We start from the raw sequence: 25733 nt of genomic DNA on the forward strand, positions 1-25733 counted from the left end.
TTATTCAGCTTTTTTATAGGCAACTGCCGTTTGTCTTTGTACGCCTAATCCGTCGATACCTAATTCTACTACATCACCTGCATTCAGGTAACGAGGAGGTTTGAAACCTAAACCTACACCAAAAGGTGTTCCTGTAGAAATTACATCACCCGGTAATAAAGTCATGAACTGGCTCAGGTAATGAATCAGGAAAGGGACTTTAAAAATCATGTCGTCAGTATTAGAGTTTTGTAGTTTTTCTCCGTTTACTGTCAACCACAAAGGTAAATCATTCGGGTTTTCAATTTCGTCTTTCGTAGCCATGAAAGGCCCTAGCGGGGCAAATGTATCGCAGCTTTTCCCTTTCACCCATTGTCCGCCACGCTCAATCTGGAACTCTCTTTCTGAATAATCGTTGTGCAAAGCATAACCTGCCACATAGTCCATCGCCTCTTCTTCTGTCACATAAGATGTCTTTTTCCCAATTACGATAGCTAATTCTACTTCCCAGTCTGTTTTTACAGAGTTTTTAGGGATAATCACATTATCAAAAGGACCACAAAGAGCAGTAGTAGATTTGAAGAAAATAATCGGTTCTTTCGGAATCGGTGCATTCGTCTCTTCGGCATGTTTGGCATAGTTTAAACCAATACAAACAATTTTAGACGGACGAGCGATACATGAACCCAATCTTGCCTCGACAGGTACTTTAGGGCAAGTATCTGCATTAGTCTCTACCCAAGCGGCTAAACGAGCCAGGCCATCAGTAGCAAAGAATTTTTCTGTATAATCTTCTCCAAAAGCCGAAACATCTATGCGTGTGCCGTCTAATAGTTCAACGGCTGGTTTTTCTTGTTCAAACTCACCAAATCGTAATAATCTCATATCTCTATTTTATCTTAATGGTCAACTAATCATTTATCGCTATAAATTTACACCTCTTTTCCAAGGCATGAAATCATCTTGCCCTAATTCTTGTGCTTTGGTCAGGATTTTACCGCTGGCTAAATCGATGCAATACTCTAATAAATCTTCTGCGGTTTGCTCAATGGTCTTCTCTCCGGTTATGATTTCACCACAACTAAAGTCGATAATATCAGGCATTTTATTAGCCAGTTGGGTATTAGTAGAAACTTTTACTACCGGACAAATCGGATTGCCTGTTGGTGTACCCAAGCCTGTAGTAAAGAGAATAATTGTTGCACCTGATGCCGCCTTTCCTGTCGTTGCCAATACATCATTGCCTGGAGTACAAACTAAATGTAAGCCCGGTTCTTTGGCTAATTCAGTATAGTTCAATACATCAACAATCGGTGCAGTACCACCTTTCTTAGCCGCTCCTGCCGATTTGATGGCATCAGTAATTAAACCGTCTTTGATATTGCCTGCTGATGGGTTCATGTCAAAACCTGCGCCTACTGCTTCGGCTTTAGCTGCATAATCACGCATCAGGTATTCAAATTTCTCAGCTTTTTCTGTGGTTATGCAACGGTTGATTAATTCCTGTTCCACACCACATAACTCAGGAAATTCTGCCAGATAAGTTGTACCATTTAGAGCCACTACTAAATCGGATAAGTGACCTAAAACCGGATTAGCCGAAATACCTGAGAATCCATCTGAGCCACCACATTTTAAACCGATATTGAGTTTGGATAGCGGAGCAGGCTGACGAGTTAGTTTATTGGCTTCAATCAATCCTTTGAAAGTTTCTTTGATGGCCGCTGACATCATGTCGAACTCTGTGCCGTAAGCTTGTTGTTCGAACATCAACACAGGTTTATCAAAAGCGGGATTACGTTTTTTGATTTCGTCCATCAAATCCGTAAACTGTGTCTTCTGACAACCTAAGCTTAGAACGGTGATACCTGTTACATTGGCATTATTGGCATAAGCCGCAAATAAAGCTGCCAGCAATTCAGAATCCTGATTGTTTTCTCCACATCCTGACTCATGTGTCAGAAATTTAATCCCATCCAGATTCGGGAATAAACGTCTACCAACTGAATCCGTTTGACTTTCCTGATTATAAGAATCTATGTTATTCGCTCCACCTTTTTGATGCAGGTGTACTAAATCCTCTACCTGACGTAGATATACATCCGGGAAGGCATATCCTAGTGCTTTATCAAAAGCTTCTTTCAGTTTCAGAATATTGCGATTCTCGCAAAATACTAAGGGAAGAACTAACCAATAGTTGGCGGTACCTACCTGTCCATCAGAACGATGATACCCCATAAAAGTCCTATTTTCCCATTTCGACACATCAGGAGCTTGCCAGTCGGTTTGAGGTACTCTTTTACTAACTGAATATTCTTCTGATTCGTGTTTCAGGTTGAAAGTTGTAATCTGCTCGCCACGTTTAATTGGTTGGGTCGCTTTTCCTACTAACACGCCATACATGGTTACATGGTCGCCTTTTTCTAAATCTTCTGTAACAAATTTATGTTTTGCGGCAATTGACCTCGGTAATACGTAAGTCTCTCCTTCAAATTCAATACTTTCTCCGGCTTCCAGATTACGAAGTGCCACTATCACATTATCTGAAGGATTTACTTTTAGAACTTTATGTTGCATAAATATAGGGGTAGTTAAAAAACATCTTACAAAAGTACAATTCATTCTGGTAGCTTTTTTATGAAATATTATACAGTTTTGATGAAATATTATCAATTTTACAAAAGAAGTCTTTTTATCATAACATTATATCAATAATTCGTGCAGGCAGTACTCCGTAAAATTAATATTTCATCCGATTATTCATTTTTATCACGTAAAGACGAATTACACTACCTTTATGATAAGTGGCATTTCCACCCTGAACTTGAACTAACGCATATTGTACAAAGCAGAGGTACCCGGTTTGTAGGCGATAGTATTGAAGAATTTGAAGAAGGAGATCTGGTTTTGCTAGGCGCTTATTTACCGCATGTCTGGAAGAACGACGCCAGTTATTTTGCTGATAACTCTCAACTAAAAGCCACGGCACAGGTGATTCAGTTTTTACCTGATTGTTTTGGAAAGGATTTCCTGCATCTGAAAGAACTGGAAAATATTAAGTGGCTTTTTGAAAAAGCGAAAAGAGGTTTGCGGATTTCAGGGGATACAAAAATAGAAGTACTTGTGCTATTAAATACGTTGCTCAATAGTGCTAATGGTGTGCAACGAATTACACTTTTATTACAGATATTAGAACTCATTGCTACCTCAAACAAGGTTAGTTTTTTAAGTAGTGAGGGCTTTGTAGAATCTTATCACCGCTTTGATGCTGATACCATTAACCATATCTATGAGTTTACTCTCTCACATTTCAATCGTAAGATTCTGATTGAAGAAGCAGCTACAATAGCCAATATGTCGGTGCCTAATTTTTGTCGGTATTTCAAGAACCGTACGCAAAAAACCTATATACAGTTTCTGACAGAGGTACGTATCGGTTATGCCTGCCGTATGCTGATTGAAAACCGGAAGAGTATTCAGCAGATTGCTTTTGATTGTGGGTTTCATAATCTCTCTAATTTCAATCGTTCTTTCCGACTCCTGAAAAAACAAAAACCTACCGAGTACCGGCAGGTTTTTGGAGGATTAAAAACTTAATCAATATTATTTCAATGAGTTAATCCAGGCAGCTATCTTCAAACCATCTTCTTTCGGAACTTGTGGCATTGGAGGCATTTCCGTCGCATAACCCGGCCAGTTTTTAGGGTCTGGCTTATGAATTAAGTTTACGATTTTCTCGTTTGAATACTTGCGTTTTGCAATATCCTTAAACGCCGGACCTACCTGACGTTTTTCGGCCTGGTGACACGCTACACAAGTATGTTTTTGCAATAATGGCTTGATTTCATCAAACTTAGGCGCTGTAGCTTTGGCAGTTTTAGCGGCGTTTTTATCATCTGGTGTTACCAGTTTCTCTGCTTTAGTACTTGTACCTGCCACTGGTAAATTAGCCGGACGAGGCACAAAGCCTGTCAACTTCTCACCAGCAGGAATATTATTTAAGGTATAAAAAGCCGTACTGTGTAATAAGCCTTTACCTTCAGTATCTTTCAACCCATCAGCTTTAATTTCATGAATGAAATGGTCTCTTAAACCATCCACTAACAAGCGAACTTTCATACCATCTTCTGAAACTTTCAAGCCTTTTACATTCAGGAATTTCTCACCTACCGGAGGGCTACCGTATACCGGATGATATTTATAGATAAAGCTACGAACCTGAATATTTTTGAAATCGATAGCAGTAGCTTTGTTTACTGGTTTAGTAAACTCAATTTCAAAACCATCTGGTGTAGCTCTTACTGCTTTCATTTCAAAAGGCATTTTACCTGTCCATACCAGACGCTCAACACCAGCAGTTAAATTACCTGCCGAACCCCAACCACGGTTGGTTTCACCTACAAATAGCGAACCGTCTTGTCCCCAGGTCATACGCAAAATACCCGATTGGAAGCCTTCGCGGAACATGAATGATGCTCCTTGGTATTCGCCATTTACTTTCTCAACAAATACACGTGAGATATTACTTTTCCCCTGGTCACCCACAAATATCTGTCCTGCAAATGGGCCAAAGCCACCATTCGTTTCATCTTTCAGAATCTCAGAAGTAGAAATACCCAGAATACCATGAGGAAGCCATACAGCTGGAGTTTTTAACTCAGGAATATCCTTTTTCATTTCAAAAAGATAAGTTCCTCTTTCGTTCTCAATATTCTCTGGTTTGATATAATACCCATTCGCATCTTTATCTTTTCTTGGGTTTATTTTGGCATACAATTGCTCGGTAGTCAATTTCACTGGCGAGTTAGGGTCGCTTGTCCAGCGTAGGCCGGCAGGGTGACCCATGAAATCACCTTTGTTTACTTGTGCAATAAAGCCTGAACCCATCCAGTCGCCCTGGTTATCACCATACCAGAATTCACCATCTATCATACCGATACCGCAAGGAGAGCGCATACCTGTGGCATACGGTTCTATTTTACCGTCTTCTGTAATTCTTACAGCCCAACCTCTCCAAGGCACTCTACTTTCACCTCTCCACCATTCTTCATCACCAAAAGCCACGTTACCGGTCACAATCATAGAGCCATCCGGCAAAAACTTAGGGCCATAGCTATATTCATGATAATGACCTGAAATAGGCAAAGTAGCAATTGTTTCATATACATCTGCTTTGCCATCACCGTTTTTATCGGTCAGTTTGGTTAATTCACCACGCTGCGCACAATAAAAAGAGCCGTTTCTATAAGCTAAGCCTAAGATTTCGTGCAAACCACTGGCAAACTTTTTGAAATACGGTTGTGCTGTACCTGTCAGGTATGGGTTACTTACTACCCATATATCTCCTCTACGAGTTGCTAAGGCTACCTCGCCAGTTGGCAGGCTGGTGATACCCCCAACCTCAAGCAACATGTTCTCGGGTACGGGTAGCGTAATGATGCGATAATAATCATTTTCGGCTGTATTCTGGGCAAAAGCCGCAGAAACCATCGCTACCGAAAAAAGGATTGTTTTAAATATTTTTTTCATTCTCATAGAATTTTAAAGCCTCTGTTTTACCAAATAATCGAATAGCTGATTTTATCGCTCAATGGCGCAATCAATTCCTGCTTTCCACCTACAGTTCTGATAGCGGCATTGCCTCCATCTACTTTAATCAGGTAGCCACCATCGCCTACATTGAAGCTTCCATCAGCATTTTTGCTGATAACATCAGCCGCGGCTAATCTGGCGTAAAGATTTTTCACTGTCCCATTTACAGCAATGTCTCTTTTCAACATTTTACCTTCTTCAATAGGTGTGATTTTATCTGAAACTTTAGCGCCATAAATATCATATTTGAAAGTAGGCTGGCCATTCTCGTCTAATTCGTATCCACGTGTACGGAAAGTACCATCAACCGCACCCCATGCTTTCTCAGGTGTATCTAAAACCGATACCAGTGGAGTGTCGCCTAATACGGTTAAACTTCCCATAGGTCTTGAGCTACCATCACCTCTATCATGCCACATCGGCGTAGTATTCAGGAAGCTGCCTTTCCAAACCTGAAACATTGAACCGTTATCCAAGTCATAAGTAAAGTGTACATTCTCTTTATTTCCTACCGAAATTGCGTGTACAATTCTCTTGTTTTTACCATCCTCTTTAATATCCATGAACGAGCGTAGTAAAACAGGCTCAACCGCAGTACCTAATAAGATTGGTGAAGATGGGTTGTTTACCATTGTAGAATTTGCAGAGTGCAAAGGATGTTTACGAATCGTTGCCGATTCGGCATATAAGCCTAAAGATGGTTGTAACCAGCCATCAGCCTTCCAGTAATATAGTTCAAACGGTACTTCTCCGGCAGGTAAATCAAGCGTTACTTTTCTACCCTCAGGGTCTGATTGCATCCAACCATTTTTAAAGGCTTGCTGACCGTTGATTTTCATTTCTGTATTACCACCATGCGTAGTTGTAAAAGTATAAGTTCCGGCTTCCGGCACCACAATTTTACCTGCATATTTTACAGCAAACTCGTTCTCAGCATTAGTTACTGCCCAGTTCAGGCTGTTCAGGTTTCCGCTTAATTCCGGTTTGATTTTTTCTATATCACCAATCGTTCTGAAATTGCCTTTATATACACCATATTTCAGGTCTTTGAATGACAATGTTTTTTGGTTATAGCTTTTGTATTTGATATTGCGGATAGCTACATTACCATGATCTCCTTGAAAACGAAGTGGTCCCATTGCTACTTCATTGTCTACCCATGCACCTCTGGTTTGTCCGGTCAATTCAACATTTTCATGAATCAACACACCATTGAGGTACATAGAAAGAATACGGGCATTGGCTATTTTCTTGCCATTAGCATCAAATCTTGGCGCCTGAAAAGAGATTTTAATATTTTGCCATAAGCCTGGTGCTTTAGCTACATTCAAACGAGGAGCAGTACCTTCATAGCCTTTTGAGCCTTCCGGTTTTGAATCGTCCCAACGTTCATAGATACCGCCTACATCGTTGTATTTAGGCAGTTTTTTACCCCAACTATCAAACAATTGAATTTCATAACGTCCTTGCAGATAGATACCAGAGTTTGAGCCTTTCGCCATCATGAAATCAAGGTCAAGGTCTAAATCTCCGTGCTCCATTTTGGTGAGTAAGTCCATTTCTATACCATATTTTCCGGGAGGGTGCTCACATAATAAAATTCCTGTGCTGGTTGGAGAGTCTTTTTTGTGTAGGTCGTTGGGTTTTGTAAAATCTGCTTCCACTGCACCCACAATGCTCCATTGGCCTTGTGTCGGTCTGAAAGCATCCATGTTATTCAATGGAATCATTTGCTGTGCCGATACTGCATTGGCAAGTAATCCACAGAAAATGAGACTTGTTAGGATTTTTCTTTTCATTGTACATTTTGTTTGAAAGCGCAAATGTAATAGCAAATGTCAGTAATTGAAAGGGCTTTTAAAGAGAAATATAATAAAAAAAGCTAAGAATTTCAATTAATTTAAGTGTATTTTTTACAATTCTTTCACAAAATCTTAAATTTATCTTCATAAATACTTTTTAATAAAAGCTATGTAGAAATGGTATACTTCTTCGTTTTGTTGTAAACTTGCAGTACGAAACTGCTATCGGTTTTTAAATCCTTAACACTTTAGCTCATAGATGAAATCCAATCGTATAATTCTCATTCTGATATTTTTCGCTGTTGGTTATTTTCTTTACTACAAAGACAAACCTGGCCCTATAAGCAAATTATGGGAAACCATATCTAGTGTTTTTAATACCAAAGGTAGTTCTAGCAGCAAAGATAGCCCTTATAAAGCACCAGAACCTGATAACGAAGCTACGGCTACAAAAGATGATGATGAATCAACAGCTACTGCTTCGAATAAGAAAAAGACTGACGAGAGTACCAAAGAAGATGATGGCTCTTTGTTTGATAAGTTCGATAAGCTTAAAGAAAAAGTTTTAGGCAAAGATGAACAAGATGAAACGGCACTTGGTGATTACGAAATTCCGAATTTTGCACTGCCTGCCATTAGTAATAGTGATGAAATTGTAAAGCATAAAAACTATACGCTTCGCTACGAAGAGAAATATGAAGTGCCTGCCTGGGTGGTTCATAAATTGAGAGGTGAATTTACGAAAGGACGAGCTAGCAGAGGAGATAACCAGTTTATACCTGATAAAAAAGTAGAGGGCAATTCTGCTTTATCAACAGATTATAGTAATTCAGGCTATGATCGTGGGCATATGGTGCCTGCCGGAGATTTTAAATGCTGCCAGGATTTGATGAACGAGACTTTTTACATGAGTAATATCTGCCCGCAGGTACCAGATTTTAACAGAGGTATCTGGGAGAATATAGAAAGTCGTATAAGAGGTTGGGCAGTTCGGGATGAAGAACTCTATGTAGTAACAGGTCCGGTTTTAAGCAAAGGTATGCAAACTATCGGGCGATATAATCAAGTAGCTGTGCCTAAGTCTTTCTTTAAGATTGTGTTGTATTACAATCCTAAGAATCCTAAAAATGCCCGTGCTATTGCGTTTTTATTGCCAAATGAAGCACTGTTTGGCAAACACATGAATAGTTATGTAGTGGCAATAGACGAGGTAGAAAGAGTTACCGGTTTAGATTTCTTCTCAAAATTACCTGATACTATTGAAAATAAACTAGAAGCAGACAGTGATTGGGAGGCTTGGACGAGGGTACAATAAAGAAGGTGTGGGCAACCCCACACCTTTCTTATTTTATAATACTCGTTGGATAATATCACCCGTTGCTTTCACTTTCAGAATTACTTTCTTACGGCCATCAGGCAGGAATTCGTCTTTGATATGCCAATGCTCTGCATCATAATCTACAAACGGTGAAGGCTCTGTTACATCGGTTCTACCTCTCCAGTCTTTGATAATAACTGGCTCCCATTTCTTGGTTTTAGCTGATTTATAACAGGCATCTATTACTGAGTTTACAATATAGCCATCATAGAAACTTTCCATTGGTGTAGTGCCATTATCGAGGCTATCAAACATATCTGTAAACATATGGGTATACCCTAAAGAGTTTACTTCGTCACCTACCGGAAACAACCAACCCGAAGCACTTTCAGCTTTTTCGGCTACATAGCTGGCTTCTTGTGCGGCGGTAAACATCTCAAAACCTGTACGCATAAAGTGGTCAGTTCTGATTACTCCTTCTGTTCCTGCTACCTCATCTCTCAAATCCATACCTCCTCTGAACGACCAGCTTACTTCAAATTGTGCTACGGCTCCGTTAGCATATTTTACCAAAGCAATGGCATTGTCTTCTGCTTCAATCGGTTTTACTTGTGTAGCTGCCCAGCACATCACTTCTACAGGTTGAATATCTTTACCAATATAGTTACGGGCAATTTCGATACAATGGCAACCTAAATCAACAATAGCTCCGCCACCAGCTTTCTTTAGATCCCAGAACCAACTTGAGTGTGGGCCAGGGTGTGCTTCTCTTGACCTTGCCCAGGTTACACGACCAATTACTCCATTTTTAACTGATTGTAAAGCGTGAAGTGTTTTTGGTGTATACGCCAGGTCTTCAAGGTAGCCGTGAAATATTCCGGCTTTTTCAACCATTTCCAGTATCTTCTTGGCTTCTGCTCCCGTACGTGCCAGAGGCTTGGTGCATAATACACTTTTTTTGTATTTGCAGCATAATTTGATGGCCTCCATATGTAAATCATTAGGTAAGCCTACAATCACTACATTCACGTTTTTATCTTTAATGGCTTCCTCCATACTTGTCGTATGCTTCGGAATATTCCATTCTTCTGCAAATGCTTTTCCACGTTCTTCGCTTCTTGAATATACTACTTGCACGCGGTCAGGACGACGATGTTCATGAAGAGATTTTGTATAAAACCAGCCAATCAGCCCGGTGCCGAGCATAGCGATTCTATGAGGTTTATTACTCATGGTTAAATGTATTATTAAGGTTGATAGTATGTAAGGTGCTTGTCTATACAAGCGCAACGCAAGATACTAAAGAAATAGAAAACCCAATAAATTGAAACAAAAAAAGAATCTGCCATTCAAAATAGCAGATTCTTTTCATCAGATTTCTGAAACAAGTAATAGACTTAAAAGCTGATTATCTGTTCAGGTTCAGTTTTAAATTCATTTCTTTTTTGGCACTACGATACCAGATAAATATCAAAGTCGGAATTGATAAATAGGTAACAGCCAATAAGTATAAAATACCGTCATTAATACCTGTACCAATTACACCTCGACCTTCGCTCAAGTTACTGCCTACGGTGGCTCTACACATCGCACATTGTGCCATCGAAAATGTACAACTGATTAATAAAAATATCGTTGTAGTTAATATAATTCTGAATGTTTTCATTGTCTTAAACGTAATAAGGTCTTATCATTAAATAAGCAATTACTCCTGTAATAGAAACATATAACCAGATTGGGAAGGCAATCTTGGCTATTTTTCTATGCCGTGTTATCTGGTTAGTCCATGAGAAATAATAAGTTCTCAGTACTAATGGTAAAACGATAAAAGATAGCCCAATATGACTAATCAATACGAAAAAATAAAGATAGCGCATAAAACCTTCTCCGCCAAATTTCGTACTCGCATTCGAAATATGATAGGCTACATAACAAACCAGGAACAAACCGCCCAGAATAAAAGCGCCTGTCATGGCATTTTTATGTTGTTCTATCTTTCTTTGTTTAATCATGTAGAAACCGTACATTAATAAAACGGCTGTCAAGGAATTAATAATTCCAATAGCATGCGGTAAAACCTTCGTCCAGGCACCCAAATCAAATTTCTGACGAATACCCAACATCAATGCAACTACTAAAGGTATTGCTACCGATAGTATATTTATCCATAACATGGATTTTTTCTCTAACTGTGCTTCCATATTCATTCCCTCTAACGAGGATTATTTTTATCCTTATAAATTTCCTGTAATACTTTTATTTCTGCCAACAGGCGCTCCACATCTGCATTGAAAGTGCCATCGTAAATACCTCTGATATATCCCTCTTTATCTATCAGCATCAACTTTTCTGAATGGATAAACATTTCATCTATATTCTTGATATTCTTATCATACTCAGCGGCATCGGCTACTGGCAACTTATAGCCTTTAATGCCCAAATCATACACTACTTTCTTATCCCCCGTCAGAAAAAACCATTTGCCAGGTTTCGCATCATACTTTTTAGCGTATGCCTTCAAGACTTCTGGCGTATCATGATTAGGGTCAACTGAATGAGAAACCATTAATACATCAGGATTATCAGCAAAAACATCCTGCACTCGTATCATAGCAGAACTCAGTTTCGGGCAGATTGTTCCGCAACGGGTAAAGAAGAAATCGGCAACGTAGATTTTACCCTTCGTTTGTTGAGAAGAAAACCGATTTCCGTCCTGGTCTGTCAACACGAAATCCGGAATCTTATGAAATACCGTGTCTGCTCCTTTCATCAATACCTGTCCATGCTCATCCATTTCAGGCATCATGTACGGAAGCTTGTAATAATTATTTCCGAAGAGTTTAAGAAATATAAAGATAAAAGCCGGAATTACTAATATCGCTATTAGTATTCCGGCCTTAGTAGTATTTTTACTCATTTAAATAAGAAACGTTCTAAACCGATATAACCACCTTCAACAATTAACGCTACAACCAACCACACAACAAATATGCAAGGCAATACTATTGTCCATATTAACGACTTCACTTCATGTTTTAAGTGCATAAAGATACCAACGATGTAATATGCTTTTACAATAGTCAGAATAATGAAGATTCCGATTTTCGTCCATTTATAATGGTCTGCATCAACTGTAAATGCAATTACGAACTCTAGTGAAGTGATGATTAAAAGTATCCAAAACGTTTTCCAGATTTCTTTGGTTTGCGCCGGAAGTTTTTCTTCGTGATGTTCTGTATGGTGAGCCATTTTTAATTCAATATTTTAAGTTTATCCAATCTTACGATTGCGAAATCATTATCTTATCAAGACTACACAAGGTAGAAGAAGGTAAATACGAATACCCAAACCAAGTCTACAAAGTGCCAGTATAATCCTACTTTTTCAACCATTTCGTAGTGTCCTCTTTTCTCATATACACCATTTGCGGCATTATAGAAAATCAAGACATTCAATACTACTCCAGACAATACGTGAGTACCATGGAAACCAGTAATGAAGAAGAAGAAATCGGCAAAAGCCGGAGGGCCGTATTGGTTTTGTACCAGGTTAGCACCAAATACTTTAGTACCATTTGCTAAAGTAAGACCTTCTTCAGTACCATGGATGAAGTGACCCCATTCCCAAGCCTGTGAGCTCAAGAAAGCGATACCACCCAAGATCGTCCAAAGCATATATTTCTCTACATCAGCTTTGTCACGACGGTGTCCGGCTTCTACAGCAAGTACCATTGTAACAGAACTCATGATTAAGATAAATGTCATGATACCTACGAATACCAGCGGGGCACTGATGCCATGCAAAAACGGAACAGCTTCAAATACTCGCTCCGGTATTGGCCACCAGGCATTCGAAAATTCAAAGTTTTTTCTTAATCCTTCAAAGGTTGGAAAACTAAAACGCACCAAACCATAAGAAACCAGTAAAGCTGAAAAAGTAAAGGTATCAGATAGGAGGAAAATCCACATCATTAATTTTCCGTATCCAACTTTCATTGGTTGGATTCCACCCTTCCACATCAAATGTTCAGCGGTCGTTGAGTTATTTGCACTTGCCATAGCTGATAGTTTCTGAGTTTCAAACAGGCCATAAAGCTACCTGCTTAAAGCTTGAAATTGTAAAAAGTTTATCTAAAATACAATAAAAATACAAACAAATATACCCAAAGTAAATCGAGGAAATGCCATGCTGTTGCACATACTTCAACCAACAATGTATTCTTTGAGTCGATTTTCATTCTGAAGGCCATTATAAAAGTTCCAATCAGAATTCCTAAGCCTATTAAAAGGTGGGCCATGTGTAAACCCGTAAATACATAGAAAAACGAGCCTGACGGATTACCTTTTAAGAACACTCCCTGTTGTTGCAGGTTTTGCCAGCCAAGATATTGCATCGCTAAAAATGCCAATCCGAATGCAAATGTAATGGCTACTGCCGTTTTCAACATTGCCTGGTTGTTCTTCTTAGCTGCTTGTAACGAAAAGTGCATCGAAACACTACTTATTAACAACACTACTGTACTAAACCAGAATATCTGAGGAATATCAAACTCAACCCAGTTTCCCTCTGCTCTTCTCACCAGGTATGCACTTGTCTGCGAGGCAAATAGCATAATGATGGTAATGATAAAGAGCCATGTCATAAATTTCCATTTATTAACCGATAACACAACTTTTGGCTCTTCGATTAATATTTTATCTGCGGATATCTTCGCCTGTTTTTCTCTCATTTTAATTAAATCTAATGGGTTGGTATTTTATCTATCAGATAGGCTATCTGCACCACCGGAAGATAAATAAACGACCCGAACATTAATTGCAATGCCGCTTTTCTATCTACTTTTCGCATCAGATGGAATGTCTGAGCCAGAAAAAGTATACCAAAAATCATTGCTACAATGGCTGAATTGATACCTGTCATCCCCATATAATAGGGTACCCAACACAAGGGTAATAAGAACAAGGTATAAATCATTATCTGAATAGCAGAATTCAGATCTTGTCCACCTCTTGATGGTAAAAGTTTGAAACCTGCTTTGTTATAATCTTCATCTAACACCCAGGCAATAGCCCAGAAGTGAGGAAATTGCCAGAAAAACTGAATAGCAAATAAGATACCCGGCTCTAATCCGAAATGATTAGTAGCTGCTATCCAACCTATCATGGGAGGGAAAGCTCCAGGCAATGCTCCTACTGCTACTGCTATCGGCCCAACTCTTTTTAAAGGAGTATAAACAAACCCATACAAAACCATTGATAATAAAGCCACTAAACCTGCTCTGAAATTGAATTCATAAAACAGAATATACATCGCTATTACTGCCAATCCCCAACCAAAAAGTGCGGCTTCTTTTACTGATAGTCTACCACTTGGTAAAGGACGGTCTTGTGTGCGCTTCATCATCACGTCCAGGTCTTTTTCAATAATCTGGTTGATGATATTGGCCGCTGCCGTTGTTGAAAATGCTGCAATACAAAAAAGAACTAGCTTTGTCCAATCCAGTTTATCAGAACCTAAGATAAACCCAAACGCTCCAGAAAAAACGACGGTTGCTGACAACCTGAATTTTGTGATGTCATATAAAGCCCTGAGCTTTACACTAACAATATTTTGACTAACTGATTGACTCATTACTTTAATGAAAATTCCGGAACGCCCCTGAAAACTCTTTCTTTATTCAACAATAGATACAAAATAAACTGAACACCTAACATCAGAATAGCTATTGTTAAATGAATAGGCTGCGAATAAGCCGGAAGTCCTAAATACCCTAAAATTAAGCCTGTTGCCATTTCGATGGCTATCAGCATTATCAGACCAATTGAAAACTGATAGATAAGTCCTTTCTGGCTATTATTCTTTAGTATTCTGTATAGGAATAAAATGTGTAACGCTAAAACTACAAAAGAAAACCAACGGTGCATTTCAAATTTTCCACCTAAGTTAGCTACCCATTCTCCTCTTCCTTGCTCGCCTAACATATTGGCTACGTGGTCAACCATTTCTCTTACCTGTGTACCTAATAATACCTGCCCTAAAGTAATTAATATTAAGGCTGTAAGCAGGAAACTGATAGAACTCGCTTCTTTTATATCTTCTACTTCAATTACTCTGGTATAAGATCTTGCTACTGCATATAGTAAAATGAATACAATAATGACCGACAACAACATATGTAGTGTAATCATTACTGGGTGTAACTCGCTGGATACTACTTTTGAGCCCAACCACCCTTCAAAACCTACCAACACAAATGCCAGAAAACTCAGCCATACAATGGTTCTGTCTTTATTCCAGAAAGAACGTATTGAGGCAATAAATGTTGCAAAAACAAAGATACCTATTAATACCCCTACTAAACGATTGATATACTCTGTCCAGGTCTTAATGGCATTAAACTCGACTTCTCCTTTGAGTTTTGCTCCAAAAATCTCTTTATAATTGATTGGTAGTTGAGAAATATCTGTTGGTGGAACCCAACTGCCAAAACATTTTGGCCAATCGGGGCAACCCATTCCAGACCCTGTTGCCCGAACAATACCTCCTACCAGTATCAGCACATACACCGCTCCTATTGTCCAAACACCAAGCTTTCTAAAAATCACCATGAATTTATTGATTTATATGGTAAGCAGCTTTATTGCTAAAGCTACTTAACTAAAATCTTGAATGATCAATCAGGGATACTATGATTGTATTGAATTCCTTCAATTTCTCTTTCCTCTGCAATTTGCTCGTTTTCTTCTTCCAGATTAGACTCTGGCGTAGCTGAGAACGGAACGTTTTGAGGGATGAAATCTTCAGCAGCACCTGGTTTGCTATAATCATAAGGCCAACGATATACTGTTGGAATCTCTCCTTCCCAGTTACCATGACCAGGTAATACAGGCGTTGTCCACTCCAATGTATTTGATCTCCAAGGGTTAGCAGTTGCTTTTTTACCCCAGAAAATTGAATAGAAGAAGTTGTACAAGAAAATTAAGTTTGCTGCAAATACTACAATTGCGGCGATAGTACTTAATTCTGCCAAATCCTGATATTTATTTGTAAAATCAAATCCTGTATAAGAATAGTATCTTCTTGGGAAACCAGCAATACCTAAGTAGTGTTGAGGGAAGAATACTACATATACCCCAGCGAATGTAATCCAGAAGTGAATGTATCCTAAAGTTGGATTCATCATTCTACCAAACATTTTAGGGAACCAGTGGTATACCCCTGCCACCATTCCGAAGAAAGCTGCAGAACCCATCACCAAGTGGAAGTGAGCAACCACAAAATAAGTATCGTGCAACTGAATATCGAGGGCACTATTACCTAAGATGATACCTGTAACACCACCTGATACGAAAAATGATACCAGACCGATTGAGAACAACATAGCAGGAGTAAACACGATGTTACCTCTCCACATAGTTGTGATATAGTTAAAGGCTTTTACCGCTGAAGGTACCGCAATAATCAAAGTCAGGAGCATGAAAACTGAACCTAAGAATGGGTTCATACCTGTCATGAACATATGGTGAGCCCATACGATGAAGGCTAAGAACATGATACCTAGCATTGAGAAGATCATAGCTCTGTAACCAAAGATTGGTTTTCTAGAGTTAGTAGCAATGATTTCGGAAGTCATACCCAATGCCGGAAGGATTACGATATATACCTCAGGGTGACCTAAGAACCAGAATAAGTGCTGGAATAAGATAGGGCTACCACCTTGGTTTGGTAATGCTTGTCCATTGATATAAATATCTGACAGATAGAAACTTGTTCCGAAACTACGATCAAAAATCAATAATAACGCCGCAGAGAATAATACCGGGAATGATAAGATACCTAAGATGGCAGTGAATGTAAACGCCCAGATTGTTAAAGGCATTTTATCAAATGTCATTCCTTTTGTACGTAAGTTAATTACAGTAGTTACATAGTTTACACTACCTAATAAACTTGAAACAATAAAGATTGCCATACTTATCAACCATAAGGTCATACCTGTTCCAGAACCTGGAGCAGCATCTGGCAAGGCACTTAATGGCGGATAAACTACCCAACCACCACCTGCAGGGCCATCATGCACGAATAATGATGAGAACATGATTACACTTGACAGGAAGAAGAACCAATATGACAACATATTGATAAATCCTGATGCCATATCTCTTGCTCCTACTTGAAGTGGAATAAGGAAATTAGAGAAAGTACCGCTCAAACCTGCTGTCAATACAAAGAATACCATGATGGTTCCGTGCATTGTTACTAAGGCAATGTAATAGTTAGGGTCAAGCTTACCGGCTTCATCAAACCATCTTTCTCCAAGAATAGGTTTCAACCAACCTAAATCAATTCCTGGAAAACCTAATTGTAGACGAAATACTAACGACAAAAAACCTCCGATCAAAGCCCATACAATACCTGAGATAAGGTATTGTTTAGCAATTACTTTATGGTCTTCAGAGAAGATATACTTCTTGATAAAACTTTGCTCATGGTGTTCGTGAGCGTGGTCATGTTCGTTGGCATGTACGTCTGCGTGTGCTGCTGCTGCCATAATATTACTATTTTTAAGAATTTTCTGTTGTTAATAATTATCTTAAAGATGCTGATGTTGCCGCTCCACCTGTCGCTGCTGTTGTGCTGTCTGCTGGTGCTGCTGGCATGATGTACTTCATCGCTTTGCCTTTCAGATTAGCTGGTATTTTATCCATGAACTCTGGCTTGCTGGCAAGTAATGATTTCTGCTCTTTCTTCCATTTTTCATATTCAGCAGGCTCATCTACTACCAGTTTCAATTTCATAGCAAAGTGGCTACGCCCACAAACCTCAGTACAAGCAATTTCATAGTTGAATTCAGGCTTGCCATATTCGGCGCGCATATCAGCAGTACTTTTATCAGCTACAAACCAGAATTTAGTTGGCATACCTGGTACTGCATCCATTTTCACACGCATATGAGGGATAAATACACTATGCAATACATCTCTCGCTCTGATTTTCAATAATACAGGTTTACCTTTTGGAATATGCATTTCTGTATTACTTGTGAAATCATCGAATGAGTTTTCGTCTGTAAAATCAAGCCCGAACTCATTACCCTCAGCGTCATTAATTAATTTATAGCTATAATTACCTAATTTTTCGTTATCAACACCACCATAACGCACCTGCCAACCGAATTGTTTACCCATTATCTCAATCACTTCTGCATCTTGTGGGGCATCTGACATGATTTTATTCCATGCTCTTAAACCTGTAAATACTAACCCTGCCATTACAATTGCCGGAATCAATGTCCAAACTATTTCAAGGGTGTTATTATGTGGATAGAAATAAGCTTTTCTATCTTTTTTATAACGGTACTTTAAAGGGAAATAGAATAAAACAGAGTTTACTACAAAGAACGCTATTGTTATTACCGTCATACCAAACCAGAACCAATAGTCAGTTTCCTTACCATGTAAAGAAGAAGCTGTTGGCAAATCTCCAAAAGAGATTAAGAAATCTTTCTTTGCATAGTTAAATGACCAAACTACTCCGACTACACTCACGATCCAGAAGATGAATAATCCAACGGCATTTGAGTTATTTGCGCCATCAGTAATCGATTCTTCTATTTCTGATTCTGACTGCCCTTTTACACCTTTCAATAGATTTTGAGTTTTAGATATAACCATGATGGTCAATATCAAAAACGCAATAGCTAAAATAACAATTAATAAGGTCATGTTACTAAAATTTTACAAGTTATAAGTGCTTAATCCTTGTATGCTTAAAATTTATTCGATATACTTTTTAAAATTATCTAACGAACCATTAGATATCGTGGTGCAAACTTTCTTCCAGGAATGGGTGTTTTTTCGGATAAAGATTTGCTTTCGACAATTGGTTTGCCACAAAGTAGATAAACAATGAAGCAAATGTCAATGTTGTTCCCCACTCAATGATACCAATGCCACCTTGATCTTTTGCAATACCCGGCATATGCATTTGGTAGAAATCAAACCAGTGACCTACCAGGATAGCACCACAACCTAATTTCAGGAATGTTGGTCTTCTTTTTGAATCTCTTGCCATCAAGATAAGAATCGGGAAGAAGAAGTTCAATACGAAGTTAATATGGAATGGCCACCAATAACGCCCGCCATAACCTGTGAAACGCTCACGGAAATAGATAGTCTCTTCAGGTAAGTTGGCATAGAAAATCAATAGGTATTGCGCAAACCATACGTATGTCCAGAAGATAGAGAAACCAAAAATGAATTTACCTAAATCATGTAGGTGGCTATCATTTACAGCTTTCAAATATCCTTTGTCTTTCAGAATCAGGATGGCATACATCAAGGCAGCTAAACCTGCTACGTGCCAGCTTGCCAGGTGATACCAACCGAACATCGTTGAGAACCAGTGTGTATCAATTGACATCGATAAATCCCAAGCTGATGTTGATGAGGTAACGGCAAAGAATAGTAAGAATATTTTAGAAACGTTACGGCTTTTGTAGTAATACTCTGTTCCACCTTCTTGCTCTTCTGCAATAGAATATTTACGAACTAATGTCCATAAATAATACCATACACCTACATACGCTAATAAGCGGATAGTAAAGAATGGCATATTCAGAAACCACGATTTAGTGGCAATGATTTTATCATAATTCTCACTTCCTTTAACCATGATTCCGTCGTGCGTCCAGTGGAAAAGCATGTGACGAGTAGAAGGAATAGCAAATAAAATGATCAGGATAAGACCAGGAACAATGATAAAAGATGGGAACGCTTCCGCTACACGTTTAATTGATGCTGACCAACCTGCTTTTGCTACGTAGTTATAAGACATGAAGAACATTCCGACAACCGAAATTCCAAGAAAATATACGCTGTTCATCCAGATGTTGGCAATGATGCGATTAATTAAAGTCGCGCCATGATGTTCGCCCCCGCCATGAGCAGCAGCATGGCCACCTTCGTGTGCGGCAGCAGCACCGTGCTCTGCACCATGCGATTCCCAAACACCAATTGACCAGCCTTTATTTAAAAGAAACGCTCCGAGTGCCACCAAAACTACACCAAGGGCTGCAGCAATTAACAATTTGCTTTTCGATTCGGATGTAAACTCAAATCTTTCTTCTGTTGAAGGAATTCCGTGAGTATTATGAGCCATTATTCTTGAAATTTGAACCCCGCCCCTAAAGCGAAGTAATCATTGTAATATTTCCTAACACGCCCCTTTAGGGATGGGGGTGCGTTATTAATTTCCTAATTGTAATCTATGTACGTAGTGTACGATTTTCCAACGCTCTTCAGGGTTTACCTGAGAAGCATGTGGCCACATACGGCCTTTACCGTAAGTAATCACATGGAAGATGTGACCATCATTCATGTTTTTATAGGCATCACTAGAATAGTTAGGCACACCTTTATAAACTTTTCCAACCGGGCCATCACCAGCACCTTTCTCACCGTGGCAGTGCATACAGTTTCTTTCATACAAAGCCTGACCTTCGGTTTCTACTGCATCTGACCAAGGAATTGGGTTTTTTAGAGTTGCCTCTGCTACCGCAATGCTATCTTTTGGCAGGTTATATACCATCAGGTCGTTTACTACTGTGCTATCATCCTGCAAGAATGAAGTATGGTAGTTAGTACGAGCAATAGTACCCGGTACCGGTTGACGCATATTCTTGCCGTCAGGGTTAATCGTATTTTCACGCCATTGTGTCAATGGTTCGTAAGCACGAGAGTTGTACATATTTGGTGCAAACTCCCAACCTGTACTGTTGTTATCATGACATGATGACAAAACAACTGCTGAGAAAGTTGTTACTGCTACCGCAAGCGTGATATTTCGGACTGAAAATTTCATTTGAAAACAAATTAATGTATTATTGTATGAGCCAGTTTTTCTGGAGCCCATCAATGTTCTATGTAAATATTGGTGTGAATAGCTTTTACACTATTTACTAAACTTCTTTCACATTTACCTCAGCAGCACCTGAATCTTTCAGAATACCAGTGATTTCAGCTTCAGATAGTTTGTTTTTTGACAAATCAATTGCCATTACGAACTTATCGTCAGTACTTCTTACATCGAAGATGATTGGTTTAGCGGTTGGTCCCATTCCTTCCATTACGAAGAAAGTAAATGACATACCAAATGAAGCCAAAAGAACCGTCAACTCAAATAAGATAGGTACGTTGGTCGGCCAAGGGAAGAAGTTCTTACCACCGACATTAAGCGGCCAGTCGATACCCATTGTCCAGAATGTAAGTAATAAGGCGCAGCAAGTTCCGGTAATACCGAACAAGAAAGCTGCGATACCCATTCTTGGGCGGTCGTATCCTAAAGCGCGGTCAAGACCGTGAATTGCAAAAGGAGTATATACTTCGTGGATTTTCACGCCACTGTGTCTTACTTCTCCGACTGCGTGTAATACTTCATCTTCGTCGTCAAAAACACCAACTAAATATTTGTTATCTGCCATTGTCTGATAATGGTTTCTTTATTCTAATGATTATGCGTTTTTCTTTACTTTTTCAGGATATTTCTCTGATGATGATTTCAATACAGACTTCACCTCTGCCATGTTGATTACAGGCAAGAATTTAGAGAATAAGAAGAAGGCTGTAAAGAAGAAACCAAATGAGAAAATATAGTCTGAAATATCCCCCAAACGTGGAGTAAAATAAGTCCAGCTTGATGGAAGATAATCTCTGTGAAGCGAAGTTACGATGATTACGAAACGCTCAAACCACATACCGATGTTTACGATAACTGCCATAACGAATGACACTACAATATTTTGGCGAACTTTTTCGAACCAGAATACCTGTGGAGAAAGCACGTTACAAGTCATCATGGCTGCGTAAGACCACCAAAGTGGACCAGTAGCACGATTGATGAAAGCATATTTTTCGTATTCAACACCTGAATAAGCTGCAATAAAGAACTCTGTAATATAAGCGATACCTACTACCGAACCTGTAAGCGTGATAATCTTGTTCATTAAAGAGATGTGCTCTAGTGTCACATAATCTTCTAATTTATATACTACACGTGTTACAAGCATCAGGTTTTGTACCATTGCGAAACCTGAGAAGATCGCACCCGCCACGAAATATGGAGGGAAGATGGTTGTATGCCAGCCCGGAATAACCGAAGTTGCAAAGTCAAATGATACAATGGTGTGTACTGAAAGTACCAGAGGAGTAGAAAGACCAGCCAGAATCAAAGAAATATCTTCATATCTTGCCCATGATTTTGCACCACCTGTCCAGCCGATAGCTAAAGCACCATATACTTTTTTACGCATTCCTGTTGCACGGTCACGGATGGTAGCCAAATCAGGAATCATACCGATATACCAGAACAAACAAGATACTGAGAAATAAGTCGAGATGGCAAACACGTCCCAAACCAATGGTGAGTTGAAGTTTACCCACAAAGAACCAAAAGTATTAGGAAGTGGAAGAGCGAAATAAGCTAACCAAGGACGGCCCATGTGCATTACGATGAATGACGCCGCACAAATTACGGCAAAGATGGTCATCGCTTCAGCAGCACGGTTGATTGATGTTCTCCATTTCTGACGGAATAGTAATAATACAGCTGAGATAAGTGTACCGGCATGACCAATACCTACCCACCACACGAAGTTGGTGATATCCCATGCCCAACCTACTGTTTTGTTCAATCCCCACACACCAAGACCTTCCCACCAAGTCCACAATACCCATGCAGTACCATATAATAATACCAACACTGAGATACCGAATGCTACTTTCCACTCTTTAGTAGGAGCTCCCTCAACGTGTCTACTAATGTCTTCTGTTATATCATGGTAAGACTTACCATTCAATACCAGTTTCTCTCTTATAGGTGAAACTACGTGCATAGTTTTTTATTTGTTTATTAAATATGCTATTATCTTAATTAAATACGACTTTTCAGTCAAAATTACGAATGTTCTCCATGTGCAGGTGCTGCATGAGCCTCAGTTTTTGCTACACCATCCTTGTTACGGATTTTAGTTAGATAGCTCAATTGTGGCTGAACATTGATTTCTTCCAATACGTGGAATGCTCTTCCTTCTTTCTCTACTTCCAGAATCTTAGAGATTTGTGATTCAGGATCTAACATATCACCGAATACGATGGCGTTAGTAGGACAAGATTGCGAACAAGCTGTTTGGATTTCTCCGTCAACCGGGCGACGTTTTTCTTTCTTGGCAACCAATTTACCAGCCTGAATACGTTGCACACACATTGAGCATTTTTCGATTACCCCTCTTGAACGAACTGTTACGTCTGGGTTCAATACCATACGCCCTAAGTCGTTGTTCATGTGGTAATCAAAGTTATCGTTTTCAAAGTATTTGAACCAGTTGAAACGACGTACTTTATATGGACAGTTGTTGGCACAATAACGAGTACCGATACAACGGTTATAAGTCATTTGGTTAAGACCCTCTGAACTATGTGTAGTAGCCAATACCGGACAAACTGTTTCGCAAGGCGCGTTTGAACAGTGTTGACACATCATTGGTTGGAACACTACATCAGGGTTTTCAGAAGCGATCTCCATTGCTTTGAAACCAGACGGGCTATAGCCCTCTTCGTGTGGAGCATCTGAAGAATAATAACGATCCAGACGAATCCAGTGCATTTCTCTGGCACGAGCTACCTCGGCTTTACCAACCACAGGAACGTTGTTTTCTGCCTGGCAACTTACTAAACATGAACCACAACCATGACAAAGGTTCAGGTCAATTACCATTCCCCAGCTATGGTTTTTCTTTTCATGTCCGTTCCAAAGTGTAATCTGGTTCGATTTTTTAAGACCTTCTGAAGTTTGTATCACAGGCTCGAAACGACCTGCTTTTACATTCTTCACGTATTCGCTCAACACAGACTCCTGAATAACAGCCTCGCGACCCATCACAGTATTATGTGTTTGTGTCTGAGCTAATGTATAACCACTCTTTGTTTTTTCGAATTTAACATCACTTGCCCATTGGCCATTGGCTACTAACGGCAATACATTTTCTCCTACGTTTCCAGCTTTACCAGCTGCGGTACGTCCGTAACCAATTGCCACTGAAACAGTATTGTGTGCCTGACCCGGTTGAATCAATACAGGTAATTCGATAGTTTTACCACCTACTGTCAATTTCGCCCAGTCACCTTGGTCGATACCTGCTTCCTTAGCTGTTTTTTGCGAAAGCGCAAGCGTATTTTCCCAGGTTACTTTAGAGATTGGATCTGGCATTTCTTGTAACCAAGGGTTGTTTGCCTGTGTACCAGTTCCGATTGAGATACTTTCAAATACTGAAAGCTCGATACCTGAACCTTTGATACCTGCAATAGCAGAGGCTGCTCCGGCAAGGTTACCTGCAAAAGAAGCACCAGAGGCTACTACATTTGTATTTGGCTCATATACACCATCATGTAATGCTTGTACCCAGGATTTACCACCTACTAAGATATTCTTAGACCAGTTTGATTTCAAGTATGCATGATAATCGCCAGAAACACCTGCCCAGGTTAATAAGCTTGATTCAGCCTGACGAGTATTATATATTAATGAAATGGTAGGCTGTATTAATGAGTAGAAACCTTTTTTAGGTTCTGCATCGCCCCAAGACTCTAAGTAATGAGGGGCCGGAGCAATATATTTACATTTAGAAGCTGTTTCATCTGCGTTTGCAGCAAATGATACTGATGTTGCTACTTTCCCAAGCGCTTCACCTAATTCAGCACCTCTAACGTGGTCATAAACCGGATTTGAAAGGAAGATTACTGAGCTTACCTGTCCGCCTTTCACTTCGTTGATGAAAGCAGTCATGTCAGCATCATTTCCCTGGCGGAAGTTAACCGGAGTTCCTAAATCGATAGTCGTTCCGTAGCTTCCCAGCAAGCTATTCAAAGCATTTATTACTGTCTGAACAGCTGGATTGTTTGAACCTGATACTACCAGTGCAGCACCTTTAGCAGTTGCTAAATCTTTTGCACATTTATCAAGGTTCTGGATTTCAATAGCTGGGCCAGAGATTGGTGTTCCACCTACAATGGCAGCTACTTTATTATATAGTGCTATGGCTACCGCGCCTTCTTGCGAAGGTTTAATCATTGAACGGTAGTCAGAAGAAGCACCTGTAATCGTCATACCTGTTTCGAACTGGTAGTGACGAGACATTTCGTTTTTACCACCTGTTTTTGCACTGTTTAAACGACGCGTTTCAGCCCATTGTGCTGCATAAACATCTGGTGCAATCCAGGTACCTAAGAAATCGGCATTGATACCAACCATTACTTTGGCTTTACCGAAATCGTAGCTTGGAACTACTGCTTGTCCGAAAGACTCACCGTTAGCCTGAATTAATCCTGAAATAGAATTAGCATCGTAAGTAACGTGTTTTGCAGTAGGATATTTAGTAATGAAATCAGCAATAACTTTCTTGAATGTTGGAGAAAGAATGGTATTTGTTACGATACGGATATTGCCACCTTTTGCTAAGCCTGCACCAACTTCTTTATCTAGGTCTGTCCAAGAGATATCAGCGCTACCTTTTTTAGGACCTTTCAATTTTTCGTTGTCATACAAACTTAATACCGAAGCGTGTACTCTGGCGCTTACACCACCTTTAGTAAGGCTAGACATCTTGTTTCCTTCAATTTTGATAGGACGTCCCTCACGGGTTTTTACAAGGATGCTTGAGTAGTCGCCACCTTCAGCGTAAGTAGAGGCATACCAGTTAGGGATACCAGGCTCAACATCTTCAGGTTTGTTAAGATAAGGAATAGCCTTACGAACCGGAGCGTCGCAAGCGGCCAAAGAAACGGCTGCCAAACCAAAGCCTAACACTTTTAAGAAATCACGGCGGTGAGTAGGTTCTACCGTGTCAATATCGTCTAAATTAAATTCACGATTTGCGTTTTTTACGAACTCAATATCGTTCTTTAATTCTTCAACCCCTTTCCAATACCTTTTATTAGTATTCTCCATGAGCATAACTGCTGATTTAAGTATTTATATATTAAATCCTT

General features: G+C 39.5%; 22 protein-coding genes. 2 read left to right on the top strand and 20 right to left on the bottom strand.

Annotation, left to right across the window (positions count from 1 at the left end; genetic code table 11):
- Together ACYVFA_RS27250 and ACYVFA_RS27255 are read right to left on the bottom strand one after the other, a co-directional pair.
- Nucleotides 1–864 carry a fumarylacetoacetate hydrolase family protein gene (locus tag ACYVFA_RS27250; protein WP_460475026.1) on the bottom strand — a complete coding sequence of 288 codons (864 nt, stop codon included), beginning with the start codon at nucleotides 862–864 and terminating at the stop codon, nucleotides 1–3.
- Between the two features lie 39 nt (nucleotides 865–903).
- Nucleotides 904–2556, bottom strand: coding sequence for a UxaA family hydrolase (locus tag ACYVFA_RS27255; protein WP_460475027.1), 1653 nt, complete (start codon nucleotides 2554–2556; stop codon nucleotides 904–906).
- A gap of 141 nt (nucleotides 2557–2697) precedes the next feature.
- Here ACYVFA_RS27255 and ACYVFA_RS27260 point away from each other — a divergent pair, with 141 nt between their 5' ends.
- The gene (locus ACYVFA_RS27260) at nucleotides 2698–3576 is read left to right on the top strand and encodes an AraC family transcriptional regulator (protein ID WP_460475028.1); all 879 of its coding nucleotides are present in this window, start codon (nucleotides 2698–2700) and stop codon (nucleotides 3574–3576) included.
- Between the two features lie 6 nt (nucleotides 3577–3582).
- Here ACYVFA_RS27260 and ACYVFA_RS27265 read toward each other — a convergent pair whose 3' ends face one another.
- Together ACYVFA_RS27265 and ACYVFA_RS27270 are read right to left on the bottom strand one after the other, a co-directional pair.
- The gene (locus ACYVFA_RS27265) at nucleotides 3583–5508 is read right to left on the bottom strand and encodes a c-type cytochrome (RefSeq protein ID WP_460475029.1); all 1926 of its coding nucleotides are present in this window, start codon (nucleotides 5506–5508) and stop codon (nucleotides 3583–3585) included.
- Between the two features lie 26 nt (nucleotides 5509–5534).
- Nucleotides 5535–7370: a family 16 glycoside hydrolase gene (locus tag ACYVFA_RS27270; RefSeq protein WP_460475030.1), complete on the bottom strand. Its 1836-nt coding sequence runs from the start codon at nucleotides 7368–7370 to the stop codon at nucleotides 5535–5537.
- A 262-nt stretch (nucleotides 7371–7632) separates the two neighbouring features.
- On the opposite strand from ACYVFA_RS27270, the gene ACYVFA_RS27275 reads away from it, so the two are divergent.
- Entirely contained in the window at nucleotides 7633–8688 is a 1056-nt protein-coding gene (locus ACYVFA_RS27275) for a DNA/RNA non-specific endonuclease (RefSeq protein ID WP_460475031.1), read from the top strand.
- A gap of 33 nt (nucleotides 8689–8721) precedes the next feature.
- On the opposite strand, the gene ACYVFA_RS27280 is transcribed toward ACYVFA_RS27275, so the two are convergent.
- The 16 genes from ACYVFA_RS27280 to ACYVFA_RS27355 all read right to left on the bottom strand — a co-directional run bounded on the left by ACYVFA_RS27280 (nucleotide 8722) and on the right by ACYVFA_RS27355 (nucleotide 25692).
- The gene (locus ACYVFA_RS27280) at nucleotides 8722–9924 is read right to left on the bottom strand and encodes a Gfo/Idh/MocA family protein (RefSeq protein WP_460475032.1); all 1203 of its coding nucleotides are present in this window, start codon (nucleotides 9922–9924) and stop codon (nucleotides 8722–8724) included.
- 175 nt (nucleotides 9925–10099) lie between these two features.
- Nucleotides 10100–10357, bottom strand: coding sequence for a hypothetical protein (locus tag ACYVFA_RS27285; protein WP_460475033.1), 258 nt, complete (start codon nucleotides 10355–10357; stop codon nucleotides 10100–10102).
- Nucleotides 10358–10361: 4 nt separating this feature from the next.
- The gene (locus ACYVFA_RS27290) at nucleotides 10362–10892 is read right to left on the bottom strand and encodes a DUF420 domain-containing protein (RefSeq protein ID WP_460475034.1); all 531 of its coding nucleotides are present in this window, start codon (nucleotides 10890–10892) and stop codon (nucleotides 10362–10364) included.
- A gap of 11 nt (nucleotides 10893–10903) precedes the next feature.
- Entirely contained in the window at nucleotides 10904–11608 is a 705-nt protein-coding gene (locus ACYVFA_RS27295; RefSeq protein WP_460475035.1) for an SCO family protein, read from the bottom strand.
- A complete protein-coding gene (locus ACYVFA_RS27300; RefSeq protein ID WP_460475036.1) occupies nucleotides 11605–11940 on the bottom strand; it encodes a cytochrome C oxidase subunit IV family protein in 336 nt (111 codons plus the stop codon). The genes ACYVFA_RS27295 and ACYVFA_RS27300 overlap by 4 nt, the downstream gene beginning before the upstream one ends.
- 62 nt (nucleotides 11941–12002) lie before the next feature.
- Complete coding sequence (locus ACYVFA_RS27305; RefSeq protein WP_460475037.1) at nucleotides 12003–12749, bottom strand: cytochrome c oxidase subunit 3 family protein; 747 nt, start codon at nucleotides 12747–12749, stop codon at nucleotides 12003–12005.
- Between the two features lie 68 nt (nucleotides 12750–12817).
- Entirely contained in the window at nucleotides 12818–13420 is a 603-nt protein-coding gene (locus tag ACYVFA_RS27310; RefSeq protein ID WP_460475038.1) for a cytochrome c oxidase subunit 3, read from the bottom strand.
- Between the two features lie 11 nt (nucleotides 13421–13431).
- The gene (cyoE, locus tag ACYVFA_RS27315; protein ID WP_460475039.1) at nucleotides 13432–14322 is read right to left on the bottom strand and encodes a protoheme IX farnesyltransferase; all 891 of its coding nucleotides are present in this window, start codon (nucleotides 14320–14322) and stop codon (nucleotides 13432–13434) included.
- Nucleotides 14322–15299: a COX15/CtaA family protein gene (locus tag ACYVFA_RS27320; protein ID WP_460475040.1), complete on the bottom strand. Its 978-nt coding sequence runs from the start codon at nucleotides 15297–15299 to the stop codon at nucleotides 14322–14324. Before ACYVFA_RS27320 ends, cyoE begins: the two co-directional genes overlap by 1 nt.
- A 65-nt stretch (nucleotides 15300–15364) precedes the next feature.
- Nucleotides 15365–17242 carry a cytochrome c oxidase subunit I gene (locus ACYVFA_RS27325; RefSeq protein WP_460475041.1) on the bottom strand — a complete coding sequence of 626 codons (1878 nt, stop codon included), beginning with the start codon at nucleotides 17240–17242 and terminating at the stop codon, nucleotides 15365–15367.
- A 37-nt stretch (nucleotides 17243–17279) separates the two neighbouring features.
- Entirely contained in the window at nucleotides 17280–18416 is a 1137-nt protein-coding gene (locus ACYVFA_RS27330; RefSeq protein WP_460475042.1) for a cytochrome c oxidase subunit II, read from the bottom strand.
- Nucleotides 18417–18504: 88 nt separating this feature from the next.
- Complete coding sequence (locus tag ACYVFA_RS27335) at nucleotides 18505–19851, bottom strand: quinol:cytochrome C oxidoreductase (RefSeq protein ID WP_460475043.1); 1347 nt, start codon at nucleotides 19849–19851, stop codon at nucleotides 18505–18507.
- An 87-nt stretch (nucleotides 19852–19938) separates the two neighbouring features.
- Nucleotides 19939–20553 carry a c-type cytochrome gene (locus tag ACYVFA_RS27340; protein WP_460475044.1) on the bottom strand — a complete coding sequence of 205 codons (615 nt, stop codon included), beginning with the start codon at nucleotides 20551–20553 and terminating at the stop codon, nucleotides 19939–19941.
- Nucleotides 20554–20650: 97 nt separating this feature from the next.
- Nucleotides 20651–21172, bottom strand: coding sequence for a DUF3341 domain-containing protein (locus tag ACYVFA_RS27345; RefSeq protein ID WP_460475045.1), 522 nt, complete (start codon nucleotides 21170–21172; stop codon nucleotides 20651–20653).
- A gap of 30 nt (nucleotides 21173–21202) precedes the next feature.
- The gene (gene nrfD, locus ACYVFA_RS27350; protein WP_460475046.1) at nucleotides 21203–22582 is read right to left on the bottom strand and encodes an NrfD/PsrC family molybdoenzyme membrane anchor subunit; all 1380 of its coding nucleotides are present in this window, start codon (nucleotides 22580–22582) and stop codon (nucleotides 21203–21205) included.
- Between the two features lie 62 nt (nucleotides 22583–22644).
- The gene (locus tag ACYVFA_RS27355) at nucleotides 22645–25692 is read right to left on the bottom strand and encodes a TAT-variant-translocated molybdopterin oxidoreductase (protein ID WP_460475047.1); all 3048 of its coding nucleotides are present in this window, start codon (nucleotides 25690–25692) and stop codon (nucleotides 22645–22647) included.
- Nucleotides 25693–25733: the final 41 nt, after the last annotated feature.

The organism is Emticicia fontis, from assembly GCF_054779675.1.

What these genes read in the sequence shown, in the direction of transcription:
- ACYVFA_RS27255 (WP_460475027.1), bottom strand. Translation starts at nt 2,556, where the DNA reads ATGCAACATAAAGTTCTAAAAGTAAATCCTTCAGATAATGTGATAGTG.
- ACYVFA_RS27320 (WP_460475040.1), bottom strand. Translation starts at nt 15,299, where the DNA reads ATGGTGATTTTTAGAAAGCTTGGTGTTTGGACAATAGGAGCGGTGTAT.
- ACYVFA_RS27295 (WP_460475035.1), bottom strand. Translation starts at nt 11,608, where the DNA reads ATGAGTAAAAATACTACTAAGGCCGGAATACTAATAGCGATATTAGTA.
- ACYVFA_RS27285 (WP_460475033.1), bottom strand. Translation starts at nt 10,357, where the DNA reads ATGAAAACATTCAGAATTATATTAACTACAACGATATTTTTATTAATC.
- ACYVFA_RS27290 (WP_460475034.1), bottom strand. Translation starts at nt 10,892, where the DNA reads ATGGAAGCACAGTTAGAGAAAAAATCCATGTTATGGATAAATATACTA.
- nrfD (WP_460475046.1), bottom strand. Translation starts at nt 22,582, where the DNA reads ATGCACGTAGTTTCACCTATAAGAGAGAAACTGGTATTGAATGGTAAG.
- ACYVFA_RS27250 (WP_460475026.1), bottom strand. Translation starts at nt 864, where the DNA reads ATGAGATTATTACGATTTGGTGAGTTTGAACAAGAAAAACCAGCCGTT.
- ACYVFA_RS27335 (WP_460475043.1), bottom strand. Translation starts at nt 19,851, where the DNA reads ATGGCTCATAATACTCACGGAATTCCTTCAACAGAAGAAAGATTTGAG.
- ACYVFA_RS27305 (WP_460475037.1), bottom strand. Translation starts at nt 12,749, where the DNA reads ATGGCAAGTGCAAATAACTCAACGACCGCTGAACATTTGATGTGGAAG.
- ACYVFA_RS27280 (WP_460475032.1), bottom strand. Translation starts at nt 9,924, where the DNA reads ATGAGTAATAAACCTCATAGAATCGCTATGCTCGGCACCGGGCTGATT.
- ACYVFA_RS27275 (WP_460475031.1), top strand. Translation starts at nt 7,633, where the DNA reads ATGAAATCCAATCGTATAATTCTCATTCTGATATTTTTCGCTGTTGGT.
- ACYVFA_RS27325 (WP_460475041.1), bottom strand. Translation starts at nt 17,242, where the DNA reads ATGGCAGCAGCAGCACACGCAGACGTACATGCCAACGAACATGACCAC.
- cyoE (WP_460475039.1), bottom strand. Translation starts at nt 14,322, where the DNA reads ATGAGTCAATCAGTTAGTCAAAATATTGTTAGTGTAAAGCTCAGGGCT.
- ACYVFA_RS27345 (WP_460475045.1), bottom strand. Translation starts at nt 21,172, where the DNA reads ATGGCAGATAACAAATATTTAGTTGGTGTTTTTGACGACGAAGATGAA.
- ACYVFA_RS27330 (WP_460475042.1), bottom strand. Translation starts at nt 18,416, where the DNA reads ATGACCTTATTAATTGTTATTTTAGCTATTGCGTTTTTGATATTGACC.
- ACYVFA_RS27265 (WP_460475029.1), bottom strand. Translation starts at nt 5,508, where the DNA reads ATGAAAAAAATATTTAAAACAATCCTTTTTTCGGTAGCGATGGTTTCT.
- ACYVFA_RS27355 (WP_460475047.1), bottom strand. Translation starts at nt 25,692, where the DNA reads ATGGAGAATACTAATAAAAGGTATTGGAAAGGGGTTGAAGAATTAAAG.
- ACYVFA_RS27300 (WP_460475036.1), bottom strand. Translation starts at nt 11,940, where the DNA reads ATGGCTCACCATACAGAACATCACGAAGAAAAACTTCCGGCGCAAACC.
- ACYVFA_RS27310 (WP_460475038.1), bottom strand. Translation starts at nt 13,420, where the DNA reads ATGAGAGAAAAACAGGCGAAGATATCCGCAGATAAAATATTAATCGAA.
- ACYVFA_RS27340 (WP_460475044.1), bottom strand. Translation starts at nt 20,553, where the DNA reads ATGAAATTTTCAGTCCGAAATATCACGCTTGCGGTAGCAGTAACAACT.
- ACYVFA_RS27270 (WP_460475030.1), bottom strand. Translation starts at nt 7,370, where the DNA reads ATGAAAAGAAAAATCCTAACAAGTCTCATTTTCTGTGGATTACTTGCC.